Genomic DNA, 23372 nt, shown 5'->3' on the forward strand with positions numbered 1-23372 from the left:
GTGAATGAAGCGGCGAAAGCTGCGGGACGCCGGCTGCGGGTCTTCGAGAACTTCATGTACTATCCGCCGCACGTCAAGGCGCGCGCGCTGGTCAAGGAAGGCGCAATCGGTGAGCCCATCTCGGTGCGTATCAAGACGGCGGCCGGACGTTTCGATGACGGCTGGCGGGTGCCGGCCACGTCGCTGGCCTGGCGCATGAATCCGGAAACCTGCGGTGGCGGCCCGACCTGCTTCGACCACGGCTACCATTGCTACAACATGGCGCGCTTCTTCATCACCGAGCCGGTCGAACGCGTGCACGCGTGGATTCACGTCAACCGGTTTGGGTCCGACGCCTTCTACGACGGGCCGGCTTTGATCAGTTGGAAGTACGCCGGGGTACCCAAGTTCGGTAGCTGGGAAGTCATCGCGTCGGTGGGCATGCGGGTACGCTCGAAGTACTACGCCAGTGACGACCGCATCGAAATCCACGGGACCGAGGGCATCATCTGGATCAACCGCTGTTCCGGTTCGCTTCTCGACGAGCCTGCGCTGGTCCTGTATCGGGACGGCGAGACGCGCGCCTGGCACGACATCCCAACCGACTGGTCGGAAAGTTTTCGACTCGGCGTGCACGATTTCATCGACGCGTTGATTGAAGGCCGCCAACCTCCACAGGATGCCGACGATGCAGCGGCAACGCTCCGCTTCGCCATAGCAGCCCACGTCTCGGCCTGCGAGCACCGCGAAGTGCGTCTCGACGAGATCGGGCCGGACACCAGAGCACGACTCCCGATCTGACTTGGCTCTCCGTCCCGAGAACTCGTGAAGGTGCGCTGCGCCATTTTTCACTAGGGTGAAAGTTTGCTAAATCACGGGTATGAATCTGCGCCATACCGTCGCGATTGCGCTTGTGGGCTGGTATCTGATGGTGCCGCCGAACCTTGCGAAAACCTCCTGCAGCTGTGCTGGAGGTTTTGAGGGCCGGATATTCGACGCATGGATTGGATCCAACAAGCGTATGGATAACTGCAACAAGTGGGGCAAGGTCGCCGACTTCGACACGCCGTTTTCACAGTGGTCGGGGATTGGCGTTTTCGATACCTATCCTGAGTGTGAAGCTCAGCGCGGCAAAAATCTTTTACAGGAAGATAACCCTATATTCCCCGGTCCGCCGTCGATGCAGCAACGATGCGTCGCGGCCGCCGATCTCAAGGTGAATTAGGCGATACGCAAGACGCGCGGAAGCGGCGATGCGACGGCTCCGGCGTGCCAGGGCGTGCTGCGAGGCGCGCGAGGCAGGGTTAGTCAGAGAAATTCCGGCTAATCTTCCTCGAACTCCCGACCTTTAACGAAGATTGCCGACTGGTCGCCAAAGTAGCCCAGCCGCTCCTCCTGCCAGAAGCGAAACTCGAAGCGCAGCACAACCCGCTTCGGCCCTTCGCGGACCTTGGTCTCTTTGGAATGGAGCCGCAGCGGCGGTCCAATGGTTACCAGACTTCGGAAATCAGCACGATGGATGCGGTTGCCGAACCCGACCCATCCCTCCTCCCATCGACAGCCGTGCAGGAAGTAGGCGTGAAGGCATCCGAGGTTGCCGGTCAGCAGTATAAGGTCGGGCCCCGATACGTGGCGAGGATGGACGGCTGGATCGCCCACTTGATACCGCCCGACGGGCAGCGGGCGCGTAGTGTCCATACGCGCTTCGATCTCTCGATCCGCGGGGTCGACAGACATTACCTCGTCGACCAGGAATGCCTCGCTCGAATATGGAAACGTCGAGACGAAGCGCTCGAGCTCAAGCTTTGAAGGTGCGCTCACGGCGGCAGATCATCCCAAGCGTGATGAGAAATGACAAGCGGCGGACCAGTCTGAATACTGAGTGCAGGGGTCACCCCCTAGCCGTTGGCACGGCTGGCCAGTACTATGACGCGTTGCCACCGGAGGCCCGAGAGGGGAATCGTCCAAATGCAATACTCGAGAAAATCTGAATCGGTAAGGGCGCGCGCGCTTCGGCGCGCGTTAGGGGCGCTGCTGATCTGTTCGGCGCTGGTGTGCGTCGCCGCGCCCGCAGCACGGGCCGGGTCCGACGCTTTATGGATCGGAGCCTCGGGCGACTCCCGGGTTGACGAGTACTTGCCCAGTCAGCTTAAGAGCAGCGGCACGCCAACCCCGCTCACTATTTCAGTTGGCACATACGCTTATGGGGCTTGCTTCGACAAGTCGAAAAATCTCTGGGTCACGGATGACGATGAAGAGATTCTCGAATTTACCGCCTCGGAGCTTAAGAAGCTCCCAACCGTTCCCAGTCCCGCCGTAACGATCAGCAGCTCGTCGTTCGCGGTCGTAACTAGCTGCGCCTTTGACAAGCACGGCAATCTCTGGGTGGGAGACTACGATAATAACAGTCTGGATGAGATCTCTGCGGCGCAACTGAAAGCCGGCAGCGGCCCGATCACTCCGGCCGTCATAATTACGGGCTCTTTCGCGGAGCCGGCCTTCGTCACGTTCGACAAATCCGGAAATCTCTGGACCGACGGAGAAGCTAACGACGAACTCTTCGAATTCTCGGCTTCTCAGCTCACCTCCGGCGGCAGCAAGACCGCGAAAGTCGTCCTGGAGGGCGGCGGGAGTTTGAGCGATCCGGGTCAGATCGGATTCGACGGCAAGGGCAATCTCTGGGTGACAAATTACGGGAGTGGTACTGGTGATACTGTCGTGAGGTTCTCGAAGAGCCAGCTCATCAGCTCGAACGACGACCCGCCGACTGTCACGATCAGCAGCTCAAGCCTGGTTGGACCATGGGGCCTCGCTTTTGATTCCGGCGACTTGTGGGTGTTGAACTATGGCGATTATGACGCTTTAGAGTTTTCGCCTGGTCAGCTGAAAAGCAGTGGCACGGTCACTCCGAAAGTTGTCCTGACGGGTGCCACTACCCGGTTTAATTGGCAAATCACCTTCGGTCCCGCGTTCGGGAAGCTGCCCTAGCGAACCCGGTTGATTCTTCGGGTGGAGCGACGCGGGCGGCCTTAGCATTGGGTGCAGGGGTCACCCCCTGCCGCCGATTTGACGCTCGAGCGGCTATCGGGTAAAACGGCGTGTCTGCAAAATCAAAAGCGGAAATTCCGGCTTAGGCCCTTTTGCGTCTGTCACCCGATCGGTGGGCGCGCGCCTGAGCCGCGTGAGGTTAACCCAAAGATAGTTTGCCCGAACCAAATTACGGCTGGAAGGCCCGAGAGGGGAATCGTTCAAATGCAATACTCGAGAAAATCTGAATCGGTAAGGGCGCGCGCGCCTCGGCGCGCGTTAGGGGCGCTGCTGATCTGCTCGGCACTGGTCTGTGTCGCCGCGCCGGCCGCACGGGCTGCGTCAGGCGCTCTATGGATCGTCGACGAGGACAATGACCGGGTTGACGAGTACTTGCCCAGTCAGCTTAAGAGCAGCCACACGCCAACTCCACTCACGATTTCGATTGGCGCTGCGCCTTATGGGGCGTGCTTCGACAAATCGAAGAATCTCTGGGTCACGGATGACGATGAAGAGATCCTCGGCTTTACCGCCTCGGAGCTTAAGAAACTCCCAACCGCTCCCAGCGCCGCAGTAACGATCACCAGTTCGTCGTTCTCCGGCATCGAGGGCTGCACCTTTGACAAGCACGGCAATCTCTGGCTGATGGACCGCGGCAATGACAGTCTGGATGAAATCTCTGCGGCGCAACTGAAAGCCGGCAGCGGCCCGATCACTCCGGCCGTCATAATTACGGATTCTACGCAGATGTCGTCGGCTGCTCCGGGCTTCGTTACGTTCGACAAATCGGGAAATCTGTGGACGGACGGCCGAGAAGTCGATGAGCTCTTCGAATTCTCAGCTTCTCAGCTCACCACCACCGGCGACAAGACCGCGGCAGTCGTCCTGGGGGGCGGCGGGAGTTTGAACGATCCGGGTCAGATCGGATTCGACGGCCATGGCAATCTCTGGGTGGGGAGTTACAGCGATGATACCGTCGTGGAATTCCCGAAGGGCCAACTCAGCACCTCGAACAACGACGCGCCGGCTGTAACGATTAGCAGCTCAAGTCTGGACGGACCATGGGGCCTCGCTTTTCACGGCAGCGACTTGTGGGTGATGGACTACGCTGATGTCAACGCACAGGAGTTTACTCCCGGTCAGATTAAGGCGACTGGGTCGCCTGCTCCGAAGGTTCTCTTGACCGGTGCTGCAGCCAAATATTCGTGGGGAATTACGTTCGGTCCCGCGTTCGGCAAGCTGCCCTAGCGAACCCGGTTGATTCTTCGGGTGGAGCGACGCGGGCGAACTCACGCAGATGGACCTGGCAAAATCGCGGGCGGACAGGTTTTGCCGGGTAAACATCTTGACGATTCGGTTCGATTCGGACCGAGCTTCCTTGATCGCGATTGCGGGTCTGCTACGATTGTCGCCGCGATGGGCGCCTCATCACCAACCGGAAGCAGTTTCAGGCCGCGACTGACGCAGGACGAGAAAACCGCGGAAACGCGGCGCCGCCTGCTCGACGCGGCGATTGTGTGCCTGATCGATCGCGGCTACGCGAACACGACGACTTCCGAAATTGCCGAGCGCGCCGGCCTTTCCCGCGGCGCGCAACTCTACCATTATCCCAAGAAAGAGGAATTGCTCACCAGCGCGATCGAGCACCTGTTCGAGTTGATGTTCGGCGAGATGAAGGAGAAGGTCAGCCGGCTGACCAATGAGAACGATCGGCGGGCCATGGCGATCGATTTGCTGTGGGAGATTGCCAACGGCCGGCTGGCGACCGCGTGGCTCGAACTGGTGGTCGCGAGCCGCACCGATTCGTACCTGCGCGAGTCGGTGAGCGCGGTGAACAATCGGATGTCGGAATTTATCGGTCAATCCTTCAAGGAACTCTTCCCGCGTCCCGACGCGGCCGGCGCGGACTACGAGCTGATCCCGCAAATCGTGTGCCTGATCCTCGAAGCGATGACGCTCAAGGGTCAGACGATGAGCCCGAAGCTGACGGCAAGAATCCTGGACGCGCTCAAAACTGTGAAGCTGTAGCCGCGCCGCCCGGGCGCCGGAACTCCCTTACCCGGGAAGCGCCGGGCTTGCGCCGGCGCCGAGGTCACCGGCTCGCGCCAGGTAGCGCGCGGGGAACCGGCTGTTGAAGACGAACCCGGAAATCAGCAATGCCGTCGGCAGCGCAAATCCCAGTCCCAGCTTGCCCAGGTTGCCGCCGATGATGACGCCGGTCTCAGCCAGGCCGGCGTTGACGGTCATCAGTCCGCACCAGACAAGAGTCATCACCAGGTTAAGCCGGATGAAGACCGGATGATCCCAGAGCTCCCGCGGCGCGTTTTCCCGCCCGTAGGCAGTGGTGAACGGATGGCCAATCGCGATCGAACCCCACGCCGCGGCCGCGAAGCATGACCAGATTACGACCGTGCTGTAGGTCGGGAATACGGCCGATTGCAGGCCGATCGTGAGGATCGAAGCGATCGCGAAGAAGGCGAGCCCGGTCCAGTCCATCAGTCTGATCGCGACGCCGCGGCGCGACCGCGCGGCCATAAATACCAGACAGAGGATTAACCCGCCGCCGGCCGCCACGCGCCAGTAATTGGCGCCGGAAGCGAAGCCGTACAGGACCCATGGCCCGAACGTCAGCAGGCCGATTGCAACGCCCGAAAGTTTTTTATCCTCCGCCACGCACGCGCCCTCCTTCACTGGCAATCGCGCCAATCAGCGCCCAGCCGATGATCGGAATCCCGGCAGGATTAAGGATAGAGGAACGGCGCTTCGCCGCCAAAGGACCTTGATGACCCGCGATGTCCAGGCTCAACGACACTCTACCCCCGGGCGGGGGCGGGCAGCTGCGCGCGCCGTGCGATGTCGGCCATCAGCAACAGCATCGCGAGCGGTGCGATTGGAATCATCGCTCGACCGGCCAGTGAGCGCGCGAACAGCGGCAGCAGCCATACGAATGCGAGCAGCGATTTTTCCCACGGGAGGAAACCCGAGCGCCGCCCTTCCATCGCAACCCATGCGATGGGCAACGCAAGCACGACCAGGTCGTAGTCCATCATGTAGGGCGTCGCCAGCAATATGCCGGTTGCGAGCGCGGCGGCGCGAAGCTCAAATTTGGCGGTTCGCCGGCATATCCAGATGAGAGCGGACACGGTTACCAAGCTTACCGCGAATTGGAATGAGTAAGCGGTCGCGACGCTGAATCCCCACAGGCGCGCGGCCGCAAACGCGCTCTGCAGTTTCTCGAATCCACTGCCGCCCTGCTCGAGCACGACATGGCGGGTGAAGCTGACGCTGGTAAAAAAAGCCCGCCAGCTTTGCTCGCCGAATATCGCCAGCGACAGAGCCGCGAACAATACCACCGTGACCGATGCCGATCCGATCGCGCGCCAGCGGCCGTGGTCGATGGTCCTGGGCGGAGATTCAAGCGAGGCAGAGGTGGAGATTAAAAATATCGGCACGAGCACGCCGTACTGCGGCTTGTAACTCATCAGCCCGAACATCACGCCGGCGAGAATCGGGCGGCGCTCAAGCGTCAGCAGGGCGGCTCCGAGCAAGCCGAGAGTGATAAATCCATTCTGCCCGTTGGTCAGATTGACCATCGCGCCGGGAAAAGCGATCGCCAGCCAAAGCGCATCGCGCTCGGGATCGATCTTCCACATGACCCCGAGATAAACGGCGAAGGTTGCCGCGGTCCATGCGAGCAAAGACCAGACGTACGGCGCAAGTGCGAGTGGCAAGATTGCCAGCAGATACATCGGCGGGTAGTGGAAGCCGGCGAAGCCAACCGCCGGGTCGGCGACCGCCCAGCGTTCTACGGACCACAGGCGTGCGACGTCGTAAACGGCGGCCGGAGCGCCGTGGAGCGTCAGCCAGGAGGCAGACCACGGGTCGATAAAGTCGGCGCCGATGGGATGCCCGGCGGGATCGACGAGACCCTTGCTCGACATCAGCCAGGCGATGGCGCTTACGAGGTAAACCGCGAGGAACAGTTTCGGATATACGATGAGGCGCCGGCGCGTGAGCCACGGCGCTCGTCTGAAGAAGTCGAGTATCGAACTACCCACTAAGCTGCGCGCGAGTCTCTCCCACAACTGCAATCGACGGGGATCGGCTCCGCTGCGGGCAATCTAGCGCAAGACGCATCCCTTCCAAAGCGCCACGAGGGGAGCCTGCACCGGCGCGGCTGGAGCAAGTCAGCGGCGGGCGTCGGCGTCGCGCGAAACCTCCATCCAGGCGTTGATGAGATCGTCGGCCTCGTCGGGCTCGAGGCGGCCATCTTTCACGGCGGCGAGGATTTCAAGGATCGCGTCGTCGCGACTGAGTTTTTCAGTTGCGCCCGGCGTGAACCGCGACGACTGACTATCAGGGGCCGGCTTTTCAGCGGTGGACTGAGTAGTTGATTGAGTAGTGGACTGAGTAGCGCCGCCGGATCGATCATGCGAACGGTTGCGCACGTTGCGCGCGGCTTCGCGGATCTTGTCGCGCATCTCGCGCGCGGCCTGGCGCACCCGCTCGCGCATCTCATGGCGCGCCTCGCGCGAACCGCCGCGCACGGCGTCGGCGACCAGGTCGCCGACCTCCTTGCCAAGCTTCGAGAGCCGCTCGCCGACATCGCCGGGAACCGACTCCTGGATTTCGGAGACCGCACGCTCGACTTCGCGGAGTCCTTCGCTGACGCTGCGTTTCACGTCGCGGGTAACTCCGCGCACGATGGTGCTGGACATCCCGCCGCTCTCGGCAACGAACTGGCCGGCGGCGTCGAGTACGCTGCGCACAAAGGCGGGAATCTCGCCGCCAAGCTCGTCGGCGAGATCCTCGAACGGGGCGGAGAATCCGCCGCCCATGCGCGAGCGGTAGCCGCGGCCGGAGAAATCGCGCTCGCGCGCGTCGGCGCTGGCGACGATCACGTCGGCGCCGCGCGTCTCGACGGCAAGTTTCAGGCGCGCGCCCAAGGCCGGGTCGGGACCGATCGGACCGCGAACGTGATTGCGGCCGAGGCGCTCAAGCCCCGCGGCGTCGACGCCGTAGGTGCGGATTCGGCCCCATCCCGCGGCGGCGTCGAGCTCGAGCGAAGCGTTGGCGTCCACCTCGACGTTGACCCGTCCACGGCTTCTAACGCTCCAGGTTTTATCGGCCGGAAACGGACCGGCGAGATAGACCGCGCCGCCCACATCCTCAAGATTGAGCGCGCCGCCGAGGCGGGCGATACGCACGCTGCCGTCGACAAAGCCCACTGCGATTTCGCCGGCGACGCTGTCGGCCGCGAGTTTGCCGCCTATTTTGCCGATCCGGACTGCGCCGGACAGGTTCGCGGCGCGCACTTTGCCGCCGACGACGCCGGCTTCGACGTGGGCGGCGTCTTCGATTTCGAGATGTCCACCGACGACGCGGGCGATGAACGGCGCGTGCAGGCCACGCAGCCGCGCACCGCCGGCGATTTTTTCGATCGCGACTTCGCCATCGATGGCGCGGCAATCGAATTCGCCGGCGACCAGGCTGAAGGTGATCGCGCGGGCGGATTCGACCGAGAGCGCGCCGCGGACTTTGAGGCCTTCAACCGAACCGGCTTCCTTGATGGAGACGTTGCCGCTGACGGTGTCGCCAATGGAGATGGCGCCGAGGCGGCGCGCGTGGAGATTGCCGCGGACGCGCTTGACGACGAAGGGGGTGGCGAGATCGGAGACGTCGAGGTTGCCGGCGAGATCTTCGATTTCGACCGCGACGCCGGCGGGGACCGTGACGGCGGCGTTGTCGCGCAGTGTCACTTCGGCGACGCCGGCGTCGCGAGTTATTTCGGGCGCGATGCCCGTATCGATTTCAACTAACGAAGGTTGGAGACCGGCGCCAGAAACTTTCAGATTTCCGGCTGCGCGCAGGATGCGGATTGATTCAACTCCTTCAAGCGTCGAGATAGCCATGGCGGATTTCCTCCGTTTTTTTCAGTTTTTTCAGTTGCCTGATTGTTCTAATCGTCTTTGGTGCGGGGTCCGTTGAGCGCGGCGAGCGCTTCCTCGGGGCTGAGCTTGCCGCCCTTCAGATCGGCCAGGACCGAGCGGCGCCGCGAGCCGTCGTCGCCGGAAGGCGCGGCCTCGGGAGCGGATTTGACGGAGTAGCCGAGCGCGGTGATGACTTCGTCGAGTCGGGCGCGCACGGTCGGGTAGGAGACGCCGAGTTCGCGCTCGACTTCGCGGATTACGCCGCGGTTCTTGATGAAGACCTCGACGAAATCGATTTGCGCACCGCTGAGCTTGAGCAGGGCGGGCGGGGCGAATTCGCCGTCGATGGAGATCGAGCAATCAGGGCATCGCAGGCGCGCGACTGTCAGATTTCCATCGCATGATGGGCATTTAAGAATTATTGGCCGCATGGGGGAGAATATTGACCTAAATATTGATTTTGTCAAGTTCAGATTAAGATTCTTAATTTTTCAGCGAAACCACAGATAGCAAGTGGGCTTGCATGAATCGCAGGCAACAGACATCCGATGCGCGCCGTAAGTCGCCTTTTTCACATATTGATTTCAAGGTAAAACGAGCAATTCATACCACCCCTTGTGGTTCTTGGACGGCCAGGCTCTATCGGTAGTTTCGTTCCGTCAAAATTAATTTTCACTGGACACCGGGGTCGTGGCGAACGGACGGGTGGTCCGCTTTGGGGCGAGGCGTGGGGTATCGTGACTTCGTGCATACCGTACGCGTAGCACACTAAATCCGCCGGGGGCAGGCTGAACAGATCATCCCTAGACGCGGAACTCCTACTCCCCTGACGTTTTCCCGATTCTCTAAGCAGCAGGCGCGGGGTGCTGCTGGCTCAGGCAATGAACGGAGCCGAGGCCCCAGACCAGGTCCGCCGACGGGACGCCGACGACGCGGCGGCCGGGGATGAGTCGGGAGAGCGTCGAGGCCGCGACGGAATCGGTGGCGGCGTCGAAGGTCGGCATCAGGACTGCGCGGTTGGCTATATAGAAGTTCGCGTAGGAGGCGGGCAGGCGCGTGCCGTCGTAGATGACGGCCGGGGGCATCGGTAGAGTTTCGATTTTGAAGGGACGGCCGTCCTGATCGCGCATCGCGCGCAGTCGCTCGAGGTTGTCGCGCAGGACCGGGTAGTTCACGTCGGCGGGATCGTCCTCGAGGACGGTGACGATAGTGTCGCGGGCGACGAAGCGCGCGAGGTCGTCGATATGGCCGTCGGTGTCGTCGCCGGCGATCCCATCGCCGAGCCATAGCACGTTGGTCCCGCCGAGATACGTGCGCAGGTAATCCTCGATGCCGGCGCGGTTGAGGGCGGGATTTCGATTGGGGTTGAGCAGGCATGACTCGGTGGTGAGGACCGAGCCGGCGCCGTTGACGTCGATCGAGCCGCCCTCGAGCACGATGCCCGGCTCGATCACATCGAAGCCGTAGCGGCGCCCAAGTTTTTGCGGGACGACGTCGTCGAGATCGAAGGCGCCGTACTTCTGGCCCCACGAGTTGAAGCGCCAGTCGAGCGCGATCTGATTTGGGCCGGCGGACGAATCGGTTGCGAGGCGGTTGACGAAAACCGGGCCGTGGTCGCGCACCCATGCGTCGTTGGTGGGCAGATAAAATATATCGACAGCCCGATTCGCGGCGTCATCGCTATCGCCCCGGCGGCGGGCGGCGTCGCGAATCATCGCACGCACTTCATCGATCTGCGTTTCGTTGTTGACCATCAGTCGGACGGGCTCGAATCGCGCGATGGCCGCGACCATCTCCGCATAGATCGGCGGGATGACGTCGAACTTGCCGGGCCAGGTGTCGAGATTGTGCGGCCATGCGAGGTAACAGGCGAGATGCGGCGCCCATTCGGGGGGCATCCGGTAGGCCGAGAGCAGGCGGCGATGCTCAGGTGAAATGGGATTCACGACTACGATCGAAAGCGGCGCGTCAGGTCCGTGTAGGCGTCGATTCGGCGATCGCGCAGGAAGGGCCAGTTGCGGCGGACTTCCTCGATGCTGGCGAGGTCGCATTCGACGACCAGGGTTTCCTCGGCGCTGGTGCTGGCGCGCGCGATTACTTCGCCAAACGGATCGGCGACAAAAGAATCGCCCCAGAACTCGAGTTCACCCTCGACGCCGACGCGATTGACGGCCGCGACGAAGACGCCGTTGGCGATGGCGTGGCTGCGCTGGATCGTCTCCCAGGCGTTTTGCTGTTTGGGGCGGACTTTTTCCGGCTCGCCATGCCACCATCCGATCGCGGTGGGATAGAACAGGATCTGCGCGCCAGCCATCGCAGTGAGCCGTGCGGCTTCGGGGAACCATTGATCCCAGCACACGAGCACGCCGAGCGGGCCGCGCGAGGTGGGGTGGGCGACGAAATCGAGATCGCCGGGGGTGAAATAATATTTTTCGTAATAGCGGGGATCGTCGGGGATATGCATCTTGCGGTAGCGGCCGACGATTTTCCCGGCCTCGTCGATGACGGCGGCAGCGTTGTAATAGACGCCCGCCGCGCGACGCTCGAAGATCGACGCGACGATGATAATTTTCCGCGCCTTCGCCACGGCGCCGAGCGCGTCGGTGGTGGGGCCGGGAATCGGCTCGGCGAGATCGAAAAATTTCGGGTCCTCGGTCTGGCACGGGTAGTGCGCGCCGAACAGCTCCTGGGTGCAGACGATTTGCGCGCCGCGCAGTGCGGCCTCCTCGATTTTGGCGATTGCCTTGTCGAGATTGAGGCGTGGCTCGGGCGCGCAGCTCATCTGGATGAGGCCAATGGCGACCTTGTCGGCTTGCGATCCCATGACGATATTGTGATAGCAACCGGGCGCGGCGCGCGCCATCACCCTTAGCCTCTTGCGACACACGGAGACTCGCGTCGTTGCAGTGCAATCGAGTTACATGGGGCACGAAACATTTTCTTAATCAGCAGTTGCATGAGCAGCGCCGTGATATTCTAATAGAGCGCGCAATAGGAACGCGCGCTGGAGCAATATATCGGGACTGCCCGCCGCTGATAGCCGGGTCCTGCGCAAGGGAAGGCCGCGAACCCCGCCAGGTCCGGAAGGAAGCAACGGTACCGGCTGCCACCCTGTGCCGCAGGGGTGCCTGGCTATCATTCGACGGGCAGTTCCGTTGCGAAAAGATATCGCGATGGCCGAATCCCAGACGACACATCTCGTACTTGCGCGCAAATGGCGCCCGGAGCGCTTCTCGGAGCTGGTGGGCCAGGAGCACGTGACGCGCACGCTCGGCGAAGCGCTGAAGCGGGGCCGAATAGCGCACGCGTTTCTGTTCACCGGGATTCGCGGCGTCGGCAAGACCACGGCGGCGAGAATTCTCGCGCGATGCCTCAATTGCGAGCAAGGACCGACCGCGGAGCCGTGCGGCGAATGCGCGGCGTGCGTGGAGATTCGCGGCGGCCGCTCGCTCGACGTCAGCGAGATCGACGGCGCCACCTACCGCAAGATCGAGGACGCGCGCGCGATCATCGAAAATCTGAGCTACCGCCCGGCGCGCGACCGTTTCAAGATTTACATTATCGACGAGGCGCATCAGCTGACCGATTCGGCCTTCAACGCGCTGCTCAAGACGCTCGAGGAGCCGCCGCCGCACGTCAAGTTTATCCTCGCGACGACCGAGCCGCAGAAGATGCCGGAGACGATCCTGTCGCGCCTGCAGCGCTACGACTTTCGGCGCATCCCGTACCTGACGATTCTCGAACGGCTGAAGGATCTTGCACGGCGCGAAGGGCTCGAGGCCGAGGAGGGCGCGCTGCGGCTGCTCGCGCGCGAGGCCGGCGGCAGCATGCGCGATGCGGAGCGGATGCTCGAGACCGCGATGGCAACGACGTCGGACAAGGTGACGGAGGCCGCGGTGGCGTCGTCGCTCGGGGTCGCGAGCCGGACTACGGTTTTGAAACTGGCCGGCGCGATTTTGGAGAAGAACGCAGCCGCAGCACTGGCGCACGTGCGCGAGCTCAAGAGCCGCGGCGCAAACCTTGAATCGCTGGGGCGCGATTTGCTCGAAACGTTCAGAAATCTCGCGGTCGCGAAACTTCCCGCCAGCGACGCGGATAGCCCGCTCGACGATATTCCCGATCACGAAGTGACGGAGCTCAAGCGGCTGGCCGCGGGCGCGAGCTCACGCGACATCATGCGGCTGTTTCGTCTGATGGCCGATTCGCAGGAACAGATTTTGCGCTCGCCGTACCCGGACCTGCTGCTCGAAATGGCGGTGGTGCGGATGGCGTCGCTGGCGGCGGTGATCGACGCCGACGAATTGCTGCGTGCGATCGGCTCGGACAAGACTGTGGCGCCGCCAGCCTCGGGGACTCCACCCGCGCCGTCCGGCGGCGGCGCGAGCAGCCGGGGCGCGGCGAAGCCGGAGGCCTCATCGAAGGAACAACCCAGCGGTGCGCGGCGGCTGCGCGTCGAGGGCGAGGTCAAGGCCGATGCGCCGCTGCGCCATGAGGTTCAAGGCGACAGCCCGCGCGAACTTCCCGAACTGCGCGATTTCATCCGGGGCCGGCGCGCCGCGCTGGCCGGTTTCATGGAGCAGGGCGCGGGACTTGCGCTCGACGGCGACCTGCTGACGGTCACGGCGCGAAACGATATTTACGTCCGCTATCTGAACGACAACAAGCTGGTGATTGCGGAGCTTGCGAGCGAGCATCTTGGCCGCGCGATTCGAGTCGAGCTTGCGGCCAACGGAGCGGCGAAGCTTGCCGATGCCGGCCGCGTTACGATCCCGCTCGGCGGCAATGGCCGGACGCGGGAATTGCCGTCTGCGGCGGCGGACACAACTAATAAGGCAGCCATCGAGAGCGCGCAAAAGGCGATGGCGCCATCGAAGCCGGTTGAATCAACCAGAGAAACCGCGCCGACACCGCCGGCGATGAATGCTGCGTTGCGCGCAGCGACACCCGAGGAACGGCAAGCGGTGCTTGCGGATCCCGCGGTCCGAAGAGTGTTCGATACGCTGGACGCGCGGCTGGTGGAACTCAGGATACCGAATCTCGCGCCGGCTTCGACGAAGGAAGGCGGCGGCCCGGAACCGAAGTAGTACGCTGCGCAGGGGAGCCAGCGGCAAGGAGCAATCAGAGTGGCAGAAATAGATTTGTCGGCATTGATGCAACAGGCGCAAGAGCTGCAGTTGCGAATGAAGGAGATGCAGGAAACGGCGTCGGCCAGAACCGTTGAGGCTCAATCGGGCGGCGGGATGGTGCGGGTGGTCGTGGACGGCTCGCTGCGCGTGCGCAAAATAGAAATCGACGCCGCGATCGTCGCGGCCAACGACAAGTCGATGCTCGAAGACCTGATCCTGGTCGCCGTCAACGACGGTCTGGCTCGCGCGCAGAGGATGCTCGCCGACGAGATGGGCAAGCTCGGTCCGCTCCAGGGTCTGCAGATTCCCGGCTTTGGCGCCGAATGACGGAGCGCGGAATGCCGGAAAACCTGAAGCGTCAGGACGGACTGCCGCCTGCGATGACGCGGCTTGTCAAAGAACTGTCGCGGCTGCCCGGAATCGGCGAGAAGACCGCGTCGCGGCTGGTGTTCAATCTGCTCAATCGGCCGCGCGACCAGGTAATCGCGCTGGCCGAAGCGCTGCTCGAAATGAAAGAGCGTGTCGGTCTGTGCTCGGGATGCTTCGGGCTGTCGGACCATCCACGCTGTGAGATTTGCGACGACGAGAGGCGGGAACGCGACGTGATTTGCGTAGTGGAGGGGCCGGCGGACTTGATGGCCATCGAGCGGGCGCGTATTTTTAGCGGCGTGTATCACGTACTTAATGGGGCGCTGGCGCCGCTGGATGGTATCGGCCCTGACGACATCAAGATGAAGGAACTAATTACGCGCGTGAGTCCGCCCGCGGTCGTTCGCGAGGTGATAATCGCCACCAATGCGACGGTCGAGGGCGAGGCGACCGCGCTTTACATCGCGCGCGCACTGAAACCGCTCGGCGTGAAGACGACGCGGCTGGCGCGCGGACTGCCGGCTGGCGGCGACCTCGAATACAGCGATTCCGCGACTCTGACCAGTGCGCTTAGCGGCCGCCGCGAACTCTAGCTCAAGTGCAAACCATCTTTGGCCGCTCCATCAGCTCAGGAACCGCGGCGCGGGCACGACGGCGCTCGTGGCTCGGCGCAGGTGCGACGATGTTCGCGATAGCAGTGTCGGCGTGCGGTCCGTCGAAGCCGTTGACGCCGGTACAGAGGGGGCGAATCGCGTACGTGACCACCTGCATGGCTTGCCATAATCGCGATCCCAACCTGGCCGGCAGCAAGGGACCGCCGATCGCGGGTTCGTCGCGCGAGTTGGTTGAGGATCGCATTCTGTATCTCAAGTATCCGGCCGGGTACAAACCCAAGCGCACGACGCATAACATGCGTGCGCAGCCTCAGCTTAAGAGTAAGATCGACGACCTGGTGGCTTTTCTGGCCGAGGCGGCGAAGACGACTGAGGCGGCGAAGAACCAGCCGGTGAAGACCGAGGCAGCGAAGACCGAGGCGGCAAAGAGCGACGCAGCGAAGACCGAGGCGGCGAAGAAGAAGTGAAGCAGCCACGGTTGGCGCTAATTCCGAATTCTGCGTAAGATTATTAATCCAATCTCGGGATCGATCTTTCACCCGCAACCGGGCGGCGGCGCATCGCATTTCGCGTCCGCACCCGAAAGGATATTTCGCCATGGCTTTTGAACTTCCAAACCTCCCGTACAGTTTGGACGCGCTGAAACCCCATATCTCCGCCGAGACGCTCGAGTATCACCACGGCAAGCATCACAAGGCCTACGTCACCAAGCTCAACGAACTGATCGTGGGCAGCAAATTCGCGAGCGCTTCGCTCGAAGAGATTGTGAAGACGGCAGAACCGGGGCCGCTGTTCAACAGCGCGGGGCAACATTGGAATCATTCCTTTTACTGGAAATCCTTGAGTCCGAAGGGCGGCGGCGAAGCGAAGGGACCAGTCGCCGACGCGATCAAGAAAGACTTCGGCAGTTTTGATGCGTTCAAGAAAAAATTCAGCGAGCTTGCCGCCGGTCACTTCGGCAGCGGATGGGCGTGGCTGGTGCGCGCGAAGGACGGCGCGTTGCAAGTGATCGCGACCCATGACGCGGGATGTCCGATACGCGAGGGCCAGACGCCGATACTCACCTGCGACGTTTGGGAGCATGCGTACTACATTGACTATCGCAACGCGCGCCCCAAATACGTCGAAGCGTGGTGGGAGCTGGCCAACTGGGATTTCGCGAACGCCAATTTCAAGTAGTCAGCAGCCGCGTACCGCAACGCCCAAGGCGAAGCGCGAAAATTGGGCCAAGCTGGCGGATATCGCCGAACGATCGCTTATCTCTGCCGGGACGATTGCCGCGTCACGCCGGGCTGGGTCCAGCTAAGGCGCAAGGAATGCGAAGCCGCGAGTCGACCTAATCTTTGCGCGCGAACAGGATCTCGTTCCTTAATCTCGATAGTTCGCGTGATCCCGACCGTGCGTGGAACCAACGTTAGAATGGTGCCGCGTAGAACTGTCTGATTCCGATGGCGTCACTGTCACCAAATTGATTGGCGCAACCGGACACACCCTTAACTCGCTGCTGCGAGGAGGGCGATTTATCTTCGGCAGCCGCTCGCGAATTTCGTGCGGTGTCGGGAGGTTCGTCGCATTAGCAGTGGCTCGATCTATGCGTGTCAATCATTAGAAAGACGAATGAATAAAGGCGTCGCACCGGCTGCGACGCGCCGTGAGTGAGGGATTCACTGATATGTCGACTCCCTTTACCACTTCTGTCCGAGCGATCGCTCCTCCGTGCCCCTCCATCGCCCTGGCCGTCGAGGTTTACACCCGGTTTCGTGAACCAAAGCAGGTGACTTGCCCAGAAACAGGCGAGCCTGCGGCGGTTCAGGTGGACGCCAAGATGGCCGCGGCAGCCGCTGCAGTCGGAGTGCCCGCGCTTCGAATCATTCGCTGCACGCAGTGGCCTTGCGCCTGTGGGCGAGGCTGCCTGGGCGAACTGAGCAATCACGGCCCCGCGCGGCGATCGGCCAAGTAACTTTGCGAGCGCTTTGGAGGCGTGAGAGCAATGCCTGAAAAATCTATTCCAACTAAAAAGCTGAGCCATCGGCTCACTGGTCAGGACTCCTCATTTATTTACGGCGAGTCGCGCAACGGGCCGCTGCACATCGGCTCGCTCTCGTTCTTCGAGGACCAGATCACGTATCCGGAGTTGATTCGGCATTTCGAGAGCAAGCTGCATCTGCTTCCGCGTTACCGTCAGCGCCTGGTCCAGGTACCTTTCAATTTTAATCACGCGACGTTCGAGGACGACCCCGATTTCAGGATCGAGAATCACATCAAGCTTCATCAATTGGCGGCGGATACTTCCGAAGCACAGCTAATCGACGCAGCCATGGCGGTCTTCCGCAAACCGCTGGATCTCAACCGGCCACTGTGGGAGGCGCACCTGTTCAACGGCTTCAAAGGCAATCGCTCCGTCATCATGTGGCCGGTTCACCATTGCCTGGTCGATGGCGTGTCAGGAATGGAGCTGTTGAACGTGGTCCTGGATTTCCGGCCGAACCCACCGGCGACAGAATCGAAGCTTGAGCCATGGTCTCCAAAACCTCTTCCGGGGCCGCTGCGACAGGTGATCGATGCCACGCTCGACCGCGCCCAGGCGCAGTTGGACTCGATGCGCCGGTTGAGTCAAATGGCTTTGAACTTTCGATCGTCAGTCAAGGATCTCGGTTCGGATGCCGGCACGCTCGCCAGGTTGGCCCGCCAGCTGATGCGACCGATCGCGGCTGCGCCATGGAACGCCGGCCTGGTAAGCCAGGAGCGGACGATGGCCTGGCTGCGCACGTCGTTTGCAGATGTCCGGGCAATTCGCGCCGCCTTCGGCGGTACCATCAACGATGTCGTGCTGACGATGCTCAGCGAGGGAGCCGCCCGCTACCTCCGCTATCATGGCGGGCAGCCCGGCGCGCCGCTGCGAATCGGATGCCCGGTCAATGTGAGACGTGACGACGAAAGCGGGTCGCTGGGGAATCGGGTTTCGATGATGCTCCCCGAACTGCCAGCAGAACCGATGGATCCGGTGGCCAGGCTGAAACTCGTCGCTGCGGAGACCCAAAGGATCAAAGAAGCCGGGGAGCCGCAGGCGCTCGAAAGATTGATGAGTAATGGCGATGGCGTCTCGCCGGCACTTGTCGCGATGCTCGCCGGAATTGTGACCGCGGCCATGGACACCGCAGTGTCGCTGCAGCGAATCTTCCCATCATGGGCCAAACGCGCGGCACAGCCACTGGGAATAAGCTTTGTCGCCACCAATGTTCCCGGCTCACAGGTGCCGCTCTATCTCGCTGGCCATCGGATGGCCGACTACGTCGGCCTGCTTCCGCTGGGCGGTAATCTCGGATTCGGCGTGACGATTGTCAGCTATAACCAGGATCTCTATTTCACGGTGATGGCTGCGCCCAATCTGATGCCCGATCCCGATCGCATGAAGTCACTGGTCGAGGAGGTCTTCAAGGAACTCAAGCAGGCCGCCGTTGCCAAGAGCGTGCCTGCCGCAGTGCAGCCATCTCGTGTGCAGATACCGATATACACCGGCATGCAGCCCGCGGGCGCAATTGAACCTCCACATCCAGCACATCCAGGGGTCGCAGCATTGAGGGCTCACTGATCGGTGCCGCGTTTGCCGGAGGTCGGGGATTGCTCGAAGCAATGACAGGGAGTCGCGTTAAAGTATCAAGCGCCAGAGTTGGAGACTGTTAGGAGCCAGCCATGAAGCAGTTCACTGTCGGTCATCGCTGCAACTTTTGTGGGCAGGAGATAGTGTCTCTGTTGCCCGACTCGCCCACAGAGGGGTTCGGCGTGCTTTTTCAGGACCGCACCTTTCTTGAGCTGCGCTCGGCCGAGATTCGCGATCCGTCGCGGCAGGTCGCGGAGTACTGGTACTGCTCCGATTATTGCGCGCGTGACGATCTCGACGTACGCATCAGTCAGCGAGAGGAACAAATGCAGCAGAGTTGTAACGCCGATAAGTTACGTTTCGGAGTTCGTTTCGTGGCCTGATCCGGAAAAAACGCGTCTGGTAATCAACCGGCGCATATCGCCCAAGCCTGGGCACGAAAATTGACTTCCGGTTTACGGACGCGCGTGAGCGCTCGCGCCGGATTCAACTCCGCGCGGCCTGCGCGGCTGCGGCGTGCGAATCCACCAAATGGAGCCGCGATCTATGCGGCATCGCCAGCCGATCCGCGATCACGCGATACACGTCGGCGTTCAATCCCATCCCGACGTGACTGCCCGTCACCTCGACGTTTTCCACCGTCGGCGCGCCGCTCAAATCGATACAGCTTTGCCAGTGCACGACACCGTCGGTACGCGAGTACACGTGGGTGGCCGGAACGTGCGCGGGCGATTCGTCGCTCAATATAAGTCCGCACTTGCACGACTCGCTGAGGCATCCGTCAGCCTTGCCGCGAAGTGCGGCGATCGATCGCGCAACCGCCTGCACGGCAAGGTTGGCCGCGTGGCGTGGTTGTCTCAGCGGCGATCCAAGCGAGATCACGCGCTCGACCATTTCGGGCTGCTCGCGGGCAATCTCGCGCGCGTAAACGCCGCCGAGACTCTGGCCGATCACAACGATCGGCTGGTCGAATTTCTCATGGGTGAGCGCAATCCGTGCGTTCAATTTCTGCATCGTTTCGCGCGGGCACTCGGAGTTCGACCAGATTCCCGCGTGGACTGCGCGATGGCCGAGCCATCGGCAAAAATTCGCCAACGGCGCAAGCGTGACGTCGCCAGCCATGAAGCCCGGAATAAGCATGACGACTTTGCTGTTGAGCGGTTGTACGTGTGGCCAGGGATGGGTGAGTGCGCCGAGCCAATAAATGGAGGCCTCGAGCGGAACTCGGAACTCGCCAAGGGAGTCGAGCAGCGAGGGCCGTTGTGGTTGTGGGGCGATTCGCGAAGAAATCTGCGCGCTACCTGGAGTCATTTGTCTCCTTTTTTGGCAGTTCGCGCAGGCAGCGTCTCAAATGGCAGGCGCATGCATGGCGAAACCGCAACCTCGTCATCCCATTCATCCTGTGATGCAACATAACAATATTAAACCGGCTCCGCAATCATTTCTAATGCAAATTTTGATGATTTCGTAATCATCGGCAGCTTTTGACACCCAACGGCTTGCATACTCATGCAGCAAGCGTCCGCGAAGAGGTAAAAAGCCAACAAAACTCGCGAAAGCGCTGTTCTAAATTCCGGCAGCGCCGACGTGCGGCCTCGCCGTGCACGAGAGCATGTGCCGCGATTTTCACCAGGGAAACGTTGCGTCGTGCGTTGGAGAGAGCTCAACGCTTCGGGCCCAATTGGATGTTCTTTGGGCAGGCCGGTTTGCTAACCTAGCCGACTCCAATCCCGGTATTTTGCGAGGTACAAATGGAGTTTGGAATTCAGCTTGGCAACATGGAGCCGGCCCAGTATCGGGCCAACGCGCAAGCCGCGGAGGCGCTCGGCTACGACCTGATCGTCTTTCCCGACCATCTGGTTAACGAAGGTCCGGAGCGGCAATACGATCCGAAGTCGCTGGCGTATGACCATATCGTGATGGCTGCCGCAGTTATCGAAGCCACCAAAAAGATCCGCGTCGGCCATCTCGTGCTGTGCAATTTGTTTCGTCATCCTGCAATCACGGCGCAGAGCCTGATGACGCTGGACCGGCTGAGCGGTGGCCGGCTGGTGGCGGGACTCGGCACCGGATGGACCGAGACGGAATTCAAGATGAGCGGGATTGCGTTCCCGCCAATCACCGAGCGTCTGCGGATGCTCGACGAAGCGATGACCTGCATCCTGTCGCTGTGGAAGAACGAACGCACGACTTTCGACGGTGAGTTCTACCATTTCAAAGATGCGATCATGTGGCCCAAGCCGATACAGCAGCCGCATCCGCCGATAATCCTTGGTGGCGGTGGGAAGGGTCTGCTGCGGCTGGCGGCCAAGTACGCGGACTACATCAACATCATTCCGGATGCGGGCAAGCGCGGCCACATCTCGATGGAGGTCGTGAAGCGCACCACCGACGACTCGTTCCGCGAGAAGGTGCGCTTCGTCCGCGAGGAAGCCAAGCGGCTGGGCCGCAAACCCGACGCCATCCGCGTCAGCAACTTCATTTTCTCGACGATTATTTCGGACTCGCGCGAAGCTACCCGCAAGACCGCCGAGATGATGGCGCCGATGTTCGGCCAGACCGCCGATGATCTGCTGGCGTCGCCGATGATGCTGATCGGAACGGCGCAGGAATTGATCGTCGAGTTGAAGCGGCGCGCGAAGGACTGGGGCACGTCGCAGGTTATCTTTACCGGCGACGTCGCGCAGAACGAAAAGCTGATGCGCAAGCTGCACGAAGAGGTCCTCGCGCACGTGTGAGCGATCGCGCATGTGTCGATAGCCTTGCGCGCTCGGCTCAAGGGGAAGCCGCGTGAATGCGGTCGAAGCAAAGACGCGATGGTATCGCATGTTGCGCCGGTGGCCGCCGCAGGCGGTCCTGCTGGTCACATTCGCGAGCTTCTATTTTGCGATCGGACCCGGCAACTACTTCGCGGTCGACGAGGCGATGGAGCAGGAGACCGCGCAGGCGCTGATCCTCAGACGCACGATTGACATCCCGGTTATGCCCGATGCACGGTTCGGCCGCGGGCAAACCTTCTACACGGTAAAGGGACCGGGTCTTCCGTTGGTCTCACTTCCGTTCGTATATCTCGGGCTGAAACTCGACGACGCGATTGGCTCGATGAACGGTGGTCAGCTTGCGGGGCCTCCGATCGGGGTGGCGGAGCATCCGCTACGCTGGGGCGGACGGCTGGCAATCTCGGCTTCACTGATTGTCAACGCGCTGGTCGGCGGCGCGATTGTCGCCGTCCTGTTCATGGTCGGGACGCAACTCTCGCCCAAGCCGCGGGCCGTACTGTTGATGGCAATAGCGGCCGGGCTTGCGACCCTGGTCATGTCGGAGGCGACCCACTTCTATCAGCACGCGCTGGACGCGCTGATGGTAATCCTGGCGTTTTGGTTCTTTTCAGTGAAAAACCCCGGTGAGCTCTCGAGCAGCGCTATTTTCGGGGGCTTGAGCCTTGGGGTGGCTATCCTGGCGCGTCCGGACGCCGTCCCCGCCGCGGTCGTCTTATGGCTGTACGGCGCGGCGGTGGCATGGAAGCTGGTTCGGACTTTGGATGATCGATGGTCGCGAATGATACGCCGCGCGGGGCTCGCGACGATCGGCCCGGTGGGCGCAGTGGCCGGCTCCATGTATTTCAACTACCTGAGATTTGGGAGCGCGATTCAGTTCGGATATACCGAGGACCGAGCGCGTTTCGTGCTCGACGTGGGCCAGATTGCAAAGGCGATCGGCGGTTACCTTGTCAGCCCCGCGCTAAGCATCTTTGTGTTCGCTCCACCGCTGATTCTTGCACTCGCGCTAGGCCGTCGCGCCTACCGCCGATGGCCGCTGGAGACCGTGGCCCTCCTGTCGGCGGCGACGGCGCATCTATTGATGATTTCGTCCAACAAGACCTGGGGCGGCGATTTGTCGTACGGACCCAGGTACATGCTGGAGGCGATCGTGTTGCTGATGCCGCTGACGCTGCCTGCCTTCGAGATGGCCGCCGATTTCGCATCGCGCCGAGCGGCAATCGCGGTAGCCGCAGTGGTGTTCCTGGGATTCGTGGTGCAACTAATCGGCGTCGCCGTGTACGTTACCGTCAACGAGTGGGATCGTACCGCCGCAGGAATCGTGGCCAACAACGCATGGGTCTTTGTTCCGAGCGCCTCGCCGATTGTTTACGATCTTAGAGAACTCGTCGCCGGCAGGAATCTGAGTCCCTGGGCAATCCGGGCGTTGTCACTTCCCGATGCGGCGCTGTTTCTATTGATAATCCTGGTTGTGATTGTGTGGCTCGGCAGTCGGCGGATACTCCAGTACTGGCGGGCGCCGGAAGCGCAACTTGCCAGCCGCAGCTCGCGCGCACTTCCAATCGCAATCGTGTCGGCCACCGTGATGCCGATTTTGCTCGGGTTCGCGATGGCCCGCCCGGTCATCGAAGCTCCCGGCATCCACGCGTCCAAATTGCTCAATGCCGGGCTCGCGGAGCAGCGGGCGGGACACGCGGTGGCTGCGGAGGAATCTTATGCCCTGGTGCTCTCGCTCTATCCGTCGAATGAATTTGCCCGCTATGACCTCGGCGTCCTGGACCAGGAGGCGGGTCGCACGAACGAAGCGATGGCGCTCTATGCGGGAGTGCTGCGGCAGGATCCAAACTTCACACCCGCCAAGCAGAACATGGAATATCTCCTGCAGGCGCGCTTTGGATTTACAAATCTGCATCGGCGTTGAGGACTTCGATCGCGACAGCGCATCG

At 61.8% G+C, this 23372-nt stretch carries 23 protein-coding genes and 1 other RNA gene; 15 read left to right on the forward strand and 9 right to left on the reverse strand.

Annotated features, from left to right (window positions below; all coding sequences use genetic code 11):
- Together ABSB13_RS05010 and ABSB13_RS05015 are read left to right on the forward strand one after the other, a co-directional pair.
- Positions 1 to 780: Gfo/Idh/MocA family protein (locus ABSB13_RS05010; RefSeq protein WP_428106025.1), on the forward strand; the 780-nt coding region annotated here is incomplete at its 5' end.
- A 79-nt stretch (positions 781 to 859) separates the two neighbouring features.
- Positions 860 to 1204, forward strand: a complete 345-nt coding sequence (locus ABSB13_RS05015) for a hypothetical protein (protein WP_428106028.1) — start codon at positions 860 to 862, stop codon at positions 1202 to 1204.
- Between the two features lie 98 nt (positions 1205 to 1302).
- Here the strand turns inward: ABSB13_RS05015 and ABSB13_RS05020 are convergent, their stop codons facing one another.
- The gene (locus ABSB13_RS05020) at positions 1303 to 1800 is read right to left on the reverse strand and encodes a hypothetical protein (protein ID WP_428106029.1); all 498 of its coding nucleotides are present in this window, start codon (positions 1798 to 1800) and stop codon (positions 1303 to 1305) included.
- Positions 1801 to 2115: 315 nt separating this feature from the next.
- Between ABSB13_RS05020 and ABSB13_RS05025 the strand changes: the two genes are divergently transcribed.
- From ABSB13_RS05025 to ABSB13_RS05035, 3 genes are all read left to right on the forward strand, one after another.
- Positions 2116 to 2967 carry an NHL repeat-containing protein gene (locus tag ABSB13_RS05025; protein WP_428106031.1) on the forward strand — a complete coding sequence of 284 codons (852 nt, stop codon included), beginning with the start codon at positions 2116 to 2118 and terminating at the stop codon, positions 2965 to 2967.
- A gap of 264 nt (positions 2968 to 3231) precedes the next feature.
- Positions 3232 to 4254 carry an NHL repeat-containing protein gene (locus tag ABSB13_RS05030; RefSeq protein WP_428106033.1) on the forward strand — a complete coding sequence of 341 codons (1023 nt, stop codon included), beginning with the start codon at positions 3232 to 3234 and terminating at the stop codon, positions 4252 to 4254.
- Positions 4255 to 4422: 168 nt separating this feature from the next.
- Complete coding sequence (locus ABSB13_RS05035) at positions 4423 to 5034, forward strand: TetR/AcrR family transcriptional regulator (protein WP_428106035.1); 612 nt, start codon at positions 4423 to 4425, stop codon at positions 5032 to 5034.
- A gap of 27 nt (positions 5035 to 5061) precedes the next feature.
- On the opposite strand, the gene ABSB13_RS05040 is transcribed toward ABSB13_RS05035, so the two are convergent.
- From ABSB13_RS05040 to ABSB13_RS05070, 7 genes are all read right to left on the reverse strand, one after another.
- Entirely contained in the window at positions 5062 to 5679 is a 618-nt protein-coding gene (locus ABSB13_RS05040; protein WP_428106038.1) for a hypothetical protein, read from the reverse strand.
- Positions 5666 to 5812: a hypothetical protein gene (locus ABSB13_RS05045; RefSeq protein ID WP_428106039.1), complete on the reverse strand. Its 147-nt coding sequence runs from the start codon at positions 5810 to 5812 to the stop codon at positions 5666 to 5668. Before ABSB13_RS05045 ends, ABSB13_RS05040 begins: the two co-directional genes overlap by 14 nt.
- Positions 5813 to 5819: 7 nt before the next feature.
- Entirely contained in the window at positions 5820 to 7064 is a 1245-nt protein-coding gene (locus tag ABSB13_RS05050; RefSeq protein WP_428106040.1) for a glycosyltransferase family 87 protein, read from the reverse strand.
- Between the two features lie 129 nt (positions 7065 to 7193).
- Positions 7194 to 8918 (reverse strand): DUF4097 family beta strand repeat-containing protein, encoded by a 1725-nt coding sequence (locus ABSB13_RS05055; protein WP_428106041.1) that lies wholly within the window; start codon positions 8916 to 8918, stop codon positions 7194 to 7196.
- Positions 8919 to 8965: 47 nt separating this feature from the next.
- Positions 8966 to 9367 (reverse strand): DUF2089 domain-containing protein, encoded by a 402-nt coding sequence (locus ABSB13_RS05060; RefSeq protein WP_428106043.1) that lies wholly within the window; start codon positions 9365 to 9367, stop codon positions 8966 to 8968.
- A gap of 414 nt (positions 9368 to 9781) precedes the next feature.
- Positions 9782 to 10882, reverse strand: a complete 1101-nt coding sequence (locus tag ABSB13_RS05065) for an agmatine deiminase family protein (protein WP_428106045.1) — start codon at positions 10880 to 10882, stop codon at positions 9782 to 9784.
- A 2-nt stretch (positions 10883 to 10884) separates the two neighbouring features.
- On the reverse strand, positions 10885 to 11760 hold the full coding sequence (locus ABSB13_RS05070; protein WP_428106047.1) for a carbon-nitrogen hydrolase: 876 nt from the start codon (positions 11758 to 11760) through the stop codon (positions 10885 to 10887).
- A 214-nt stretch (positions 11761 to 11974) separates the two neighbouring features.
- Here ABSB13_RS05070 and ffs point away from each other — a divergent pair.
- The 8 genes from ffs to ABSB13_RS05110 all read left to right on the forward strand — a co-directional run bounded on the left by ffs (position 11975) and on the right by ABSB13_RS05110 (position 19029).
- An RNA gene (gene ffs, locus ABSB13_RS05075) (signal recognition particle sRNA small type) lies at positions 11975 to 12073 on the forward strand.
- A gap of 36 nt (positions 12074 to 12109) precedes the next feature.
- Positions 12110 to 14020 carry a DNA polymerase III subunit gamma/tau gene (dnaX, locus tag ABSB13_RS05080; protein ID WP_428106050.1) on the forward strand — a complete coding sequence of 637 codons (1911 nt, stop codon included), beginning with the start codon at positions 12110 to 12112 and terminating at the stop codon, positions 14018 to 14020.
- Between the two features lie 39 nt (positions 14021 to 14059).
- Positions 14060 to 14389, forward strand: coding sequence for a YbaB/EbfC family nucleoid-associated protein (locus ABSB13_RS05085; RefSeq protein WP_428106052.1), 330 nt, complete (start codon positions 14060 to 14062; stop codon positions 14387 to 14389).
- An 11-nt stretch (positions 14390 to 14400) separates the two neighbouring features.
- The gene (gene recR, locus ABSB13_RS05090; protein WP_428106053.1) at positions 14401 to 15024 is read left to right on the forward strand and encodes a recombination mediator RecR; all 624 of its coding nucleotides are present in this window, start codon (positions 14401 to 14403) and stop codon (positions 15022 to 15024) included.
- Between the two features lie 89 nt (positions 15025 to 15113).
- Entirely contained in the window at positions 15114 to 15512 is a 399-nt protein-coding gene (locus ABSB13_RS05095; RefSeq protein WP_428106056.1) for a c-type cytochrome, read from the forward strand.
- 130 nt (positions 15513 to 15642) lie between these two features.
- Positions 15643 to 16224, forward strand: a complete 582-nt coding sequence (locus ABSB13_RS05100; protein ID WP_428106058.1) for a superoxide dismutase — start codon at positions 15643 to 15645, stop codon at positions 16222 to 16224.
- An 811-nt stretch (positions 16225 to 17035) separates the two neighbouring features.
- On the forward strand, positions 17036 to 18637 hold the full coding sequence (locus ABSB13_RS05105) for a wax ester/triacylglycerol synthase family O-acyltransferase (protein WP_428106061.1): 1602 nt from the start codon (positions 17036 to 17038) through the stop codon (positions 18635 to 18637).
- 101 nt (positions 18638 to 18738) lie between these two features.
- On the forward strand, positions 18739 to 19029 hold the full coding sequence (locus ABSB13_RS05110; RefSeq protein ID WP_428106063.1) for a hypothetical protein: 291 nt from the start codon (positions 18739 to 18741) through the stop codon (positions 19027 to 19029).
- 103 nt (positions 19030 to 19132) lie between these two features.
- Here ABSB13_RS05110 and ABSB13_RS05115 read toward each other — a convergent pair whose 3' ends face one another.
- Complete coding sequence (locus tag ABSB13_RS05115; protein ID WP_428106066.1) at positions 19133 to 19957, reverse strand: esterase/lipase family protein; 825 nt, start codon at positions 19955 to 19957, stop codon at positions 19133 to 19135.
- A 440-nt stretch (positions 19958 to 20397) separates the two neighbouring features.
- Between ABSB13_RS05115 and ABSB13_RS05120 the strand changes: the two genes are divergently transcribed.
- Both ABSB13_RS05120 and ABSB13_RS05125 read left to right on the forward strand, forming a co-directional pair.
- A complete protein-coding gene (locus ABSB13_RS05120; protein ID WP_428106067.1) occupies positions 20398 to 21384 on the forward strand; it encodes an LLM class flavin-dependent oxidoreductase in 987 nt (328 codons plus the stop codon).
- 52 nt (positions 21385 to 21436) lie between these two features.
- Positions 21437 to 23347, forward strand: coding sequence for a hypothetical protein (locus ABSB13_RS05125; protein ID WP_428106069.1), 1911 nt, complete (start codon positions 21437 to 21439; stop codon positions 23345 to 23347).
- Positions 23348 to 23372: the final 25 nt, after the last annotated feature.

Source organism: Binatus sp. (SeqCode), from assembly GCF_050013435.1.
Lineage (GTDB): Bacteria > Desulfobacterota > Binatia > Binatales > Binataceae > Binatus.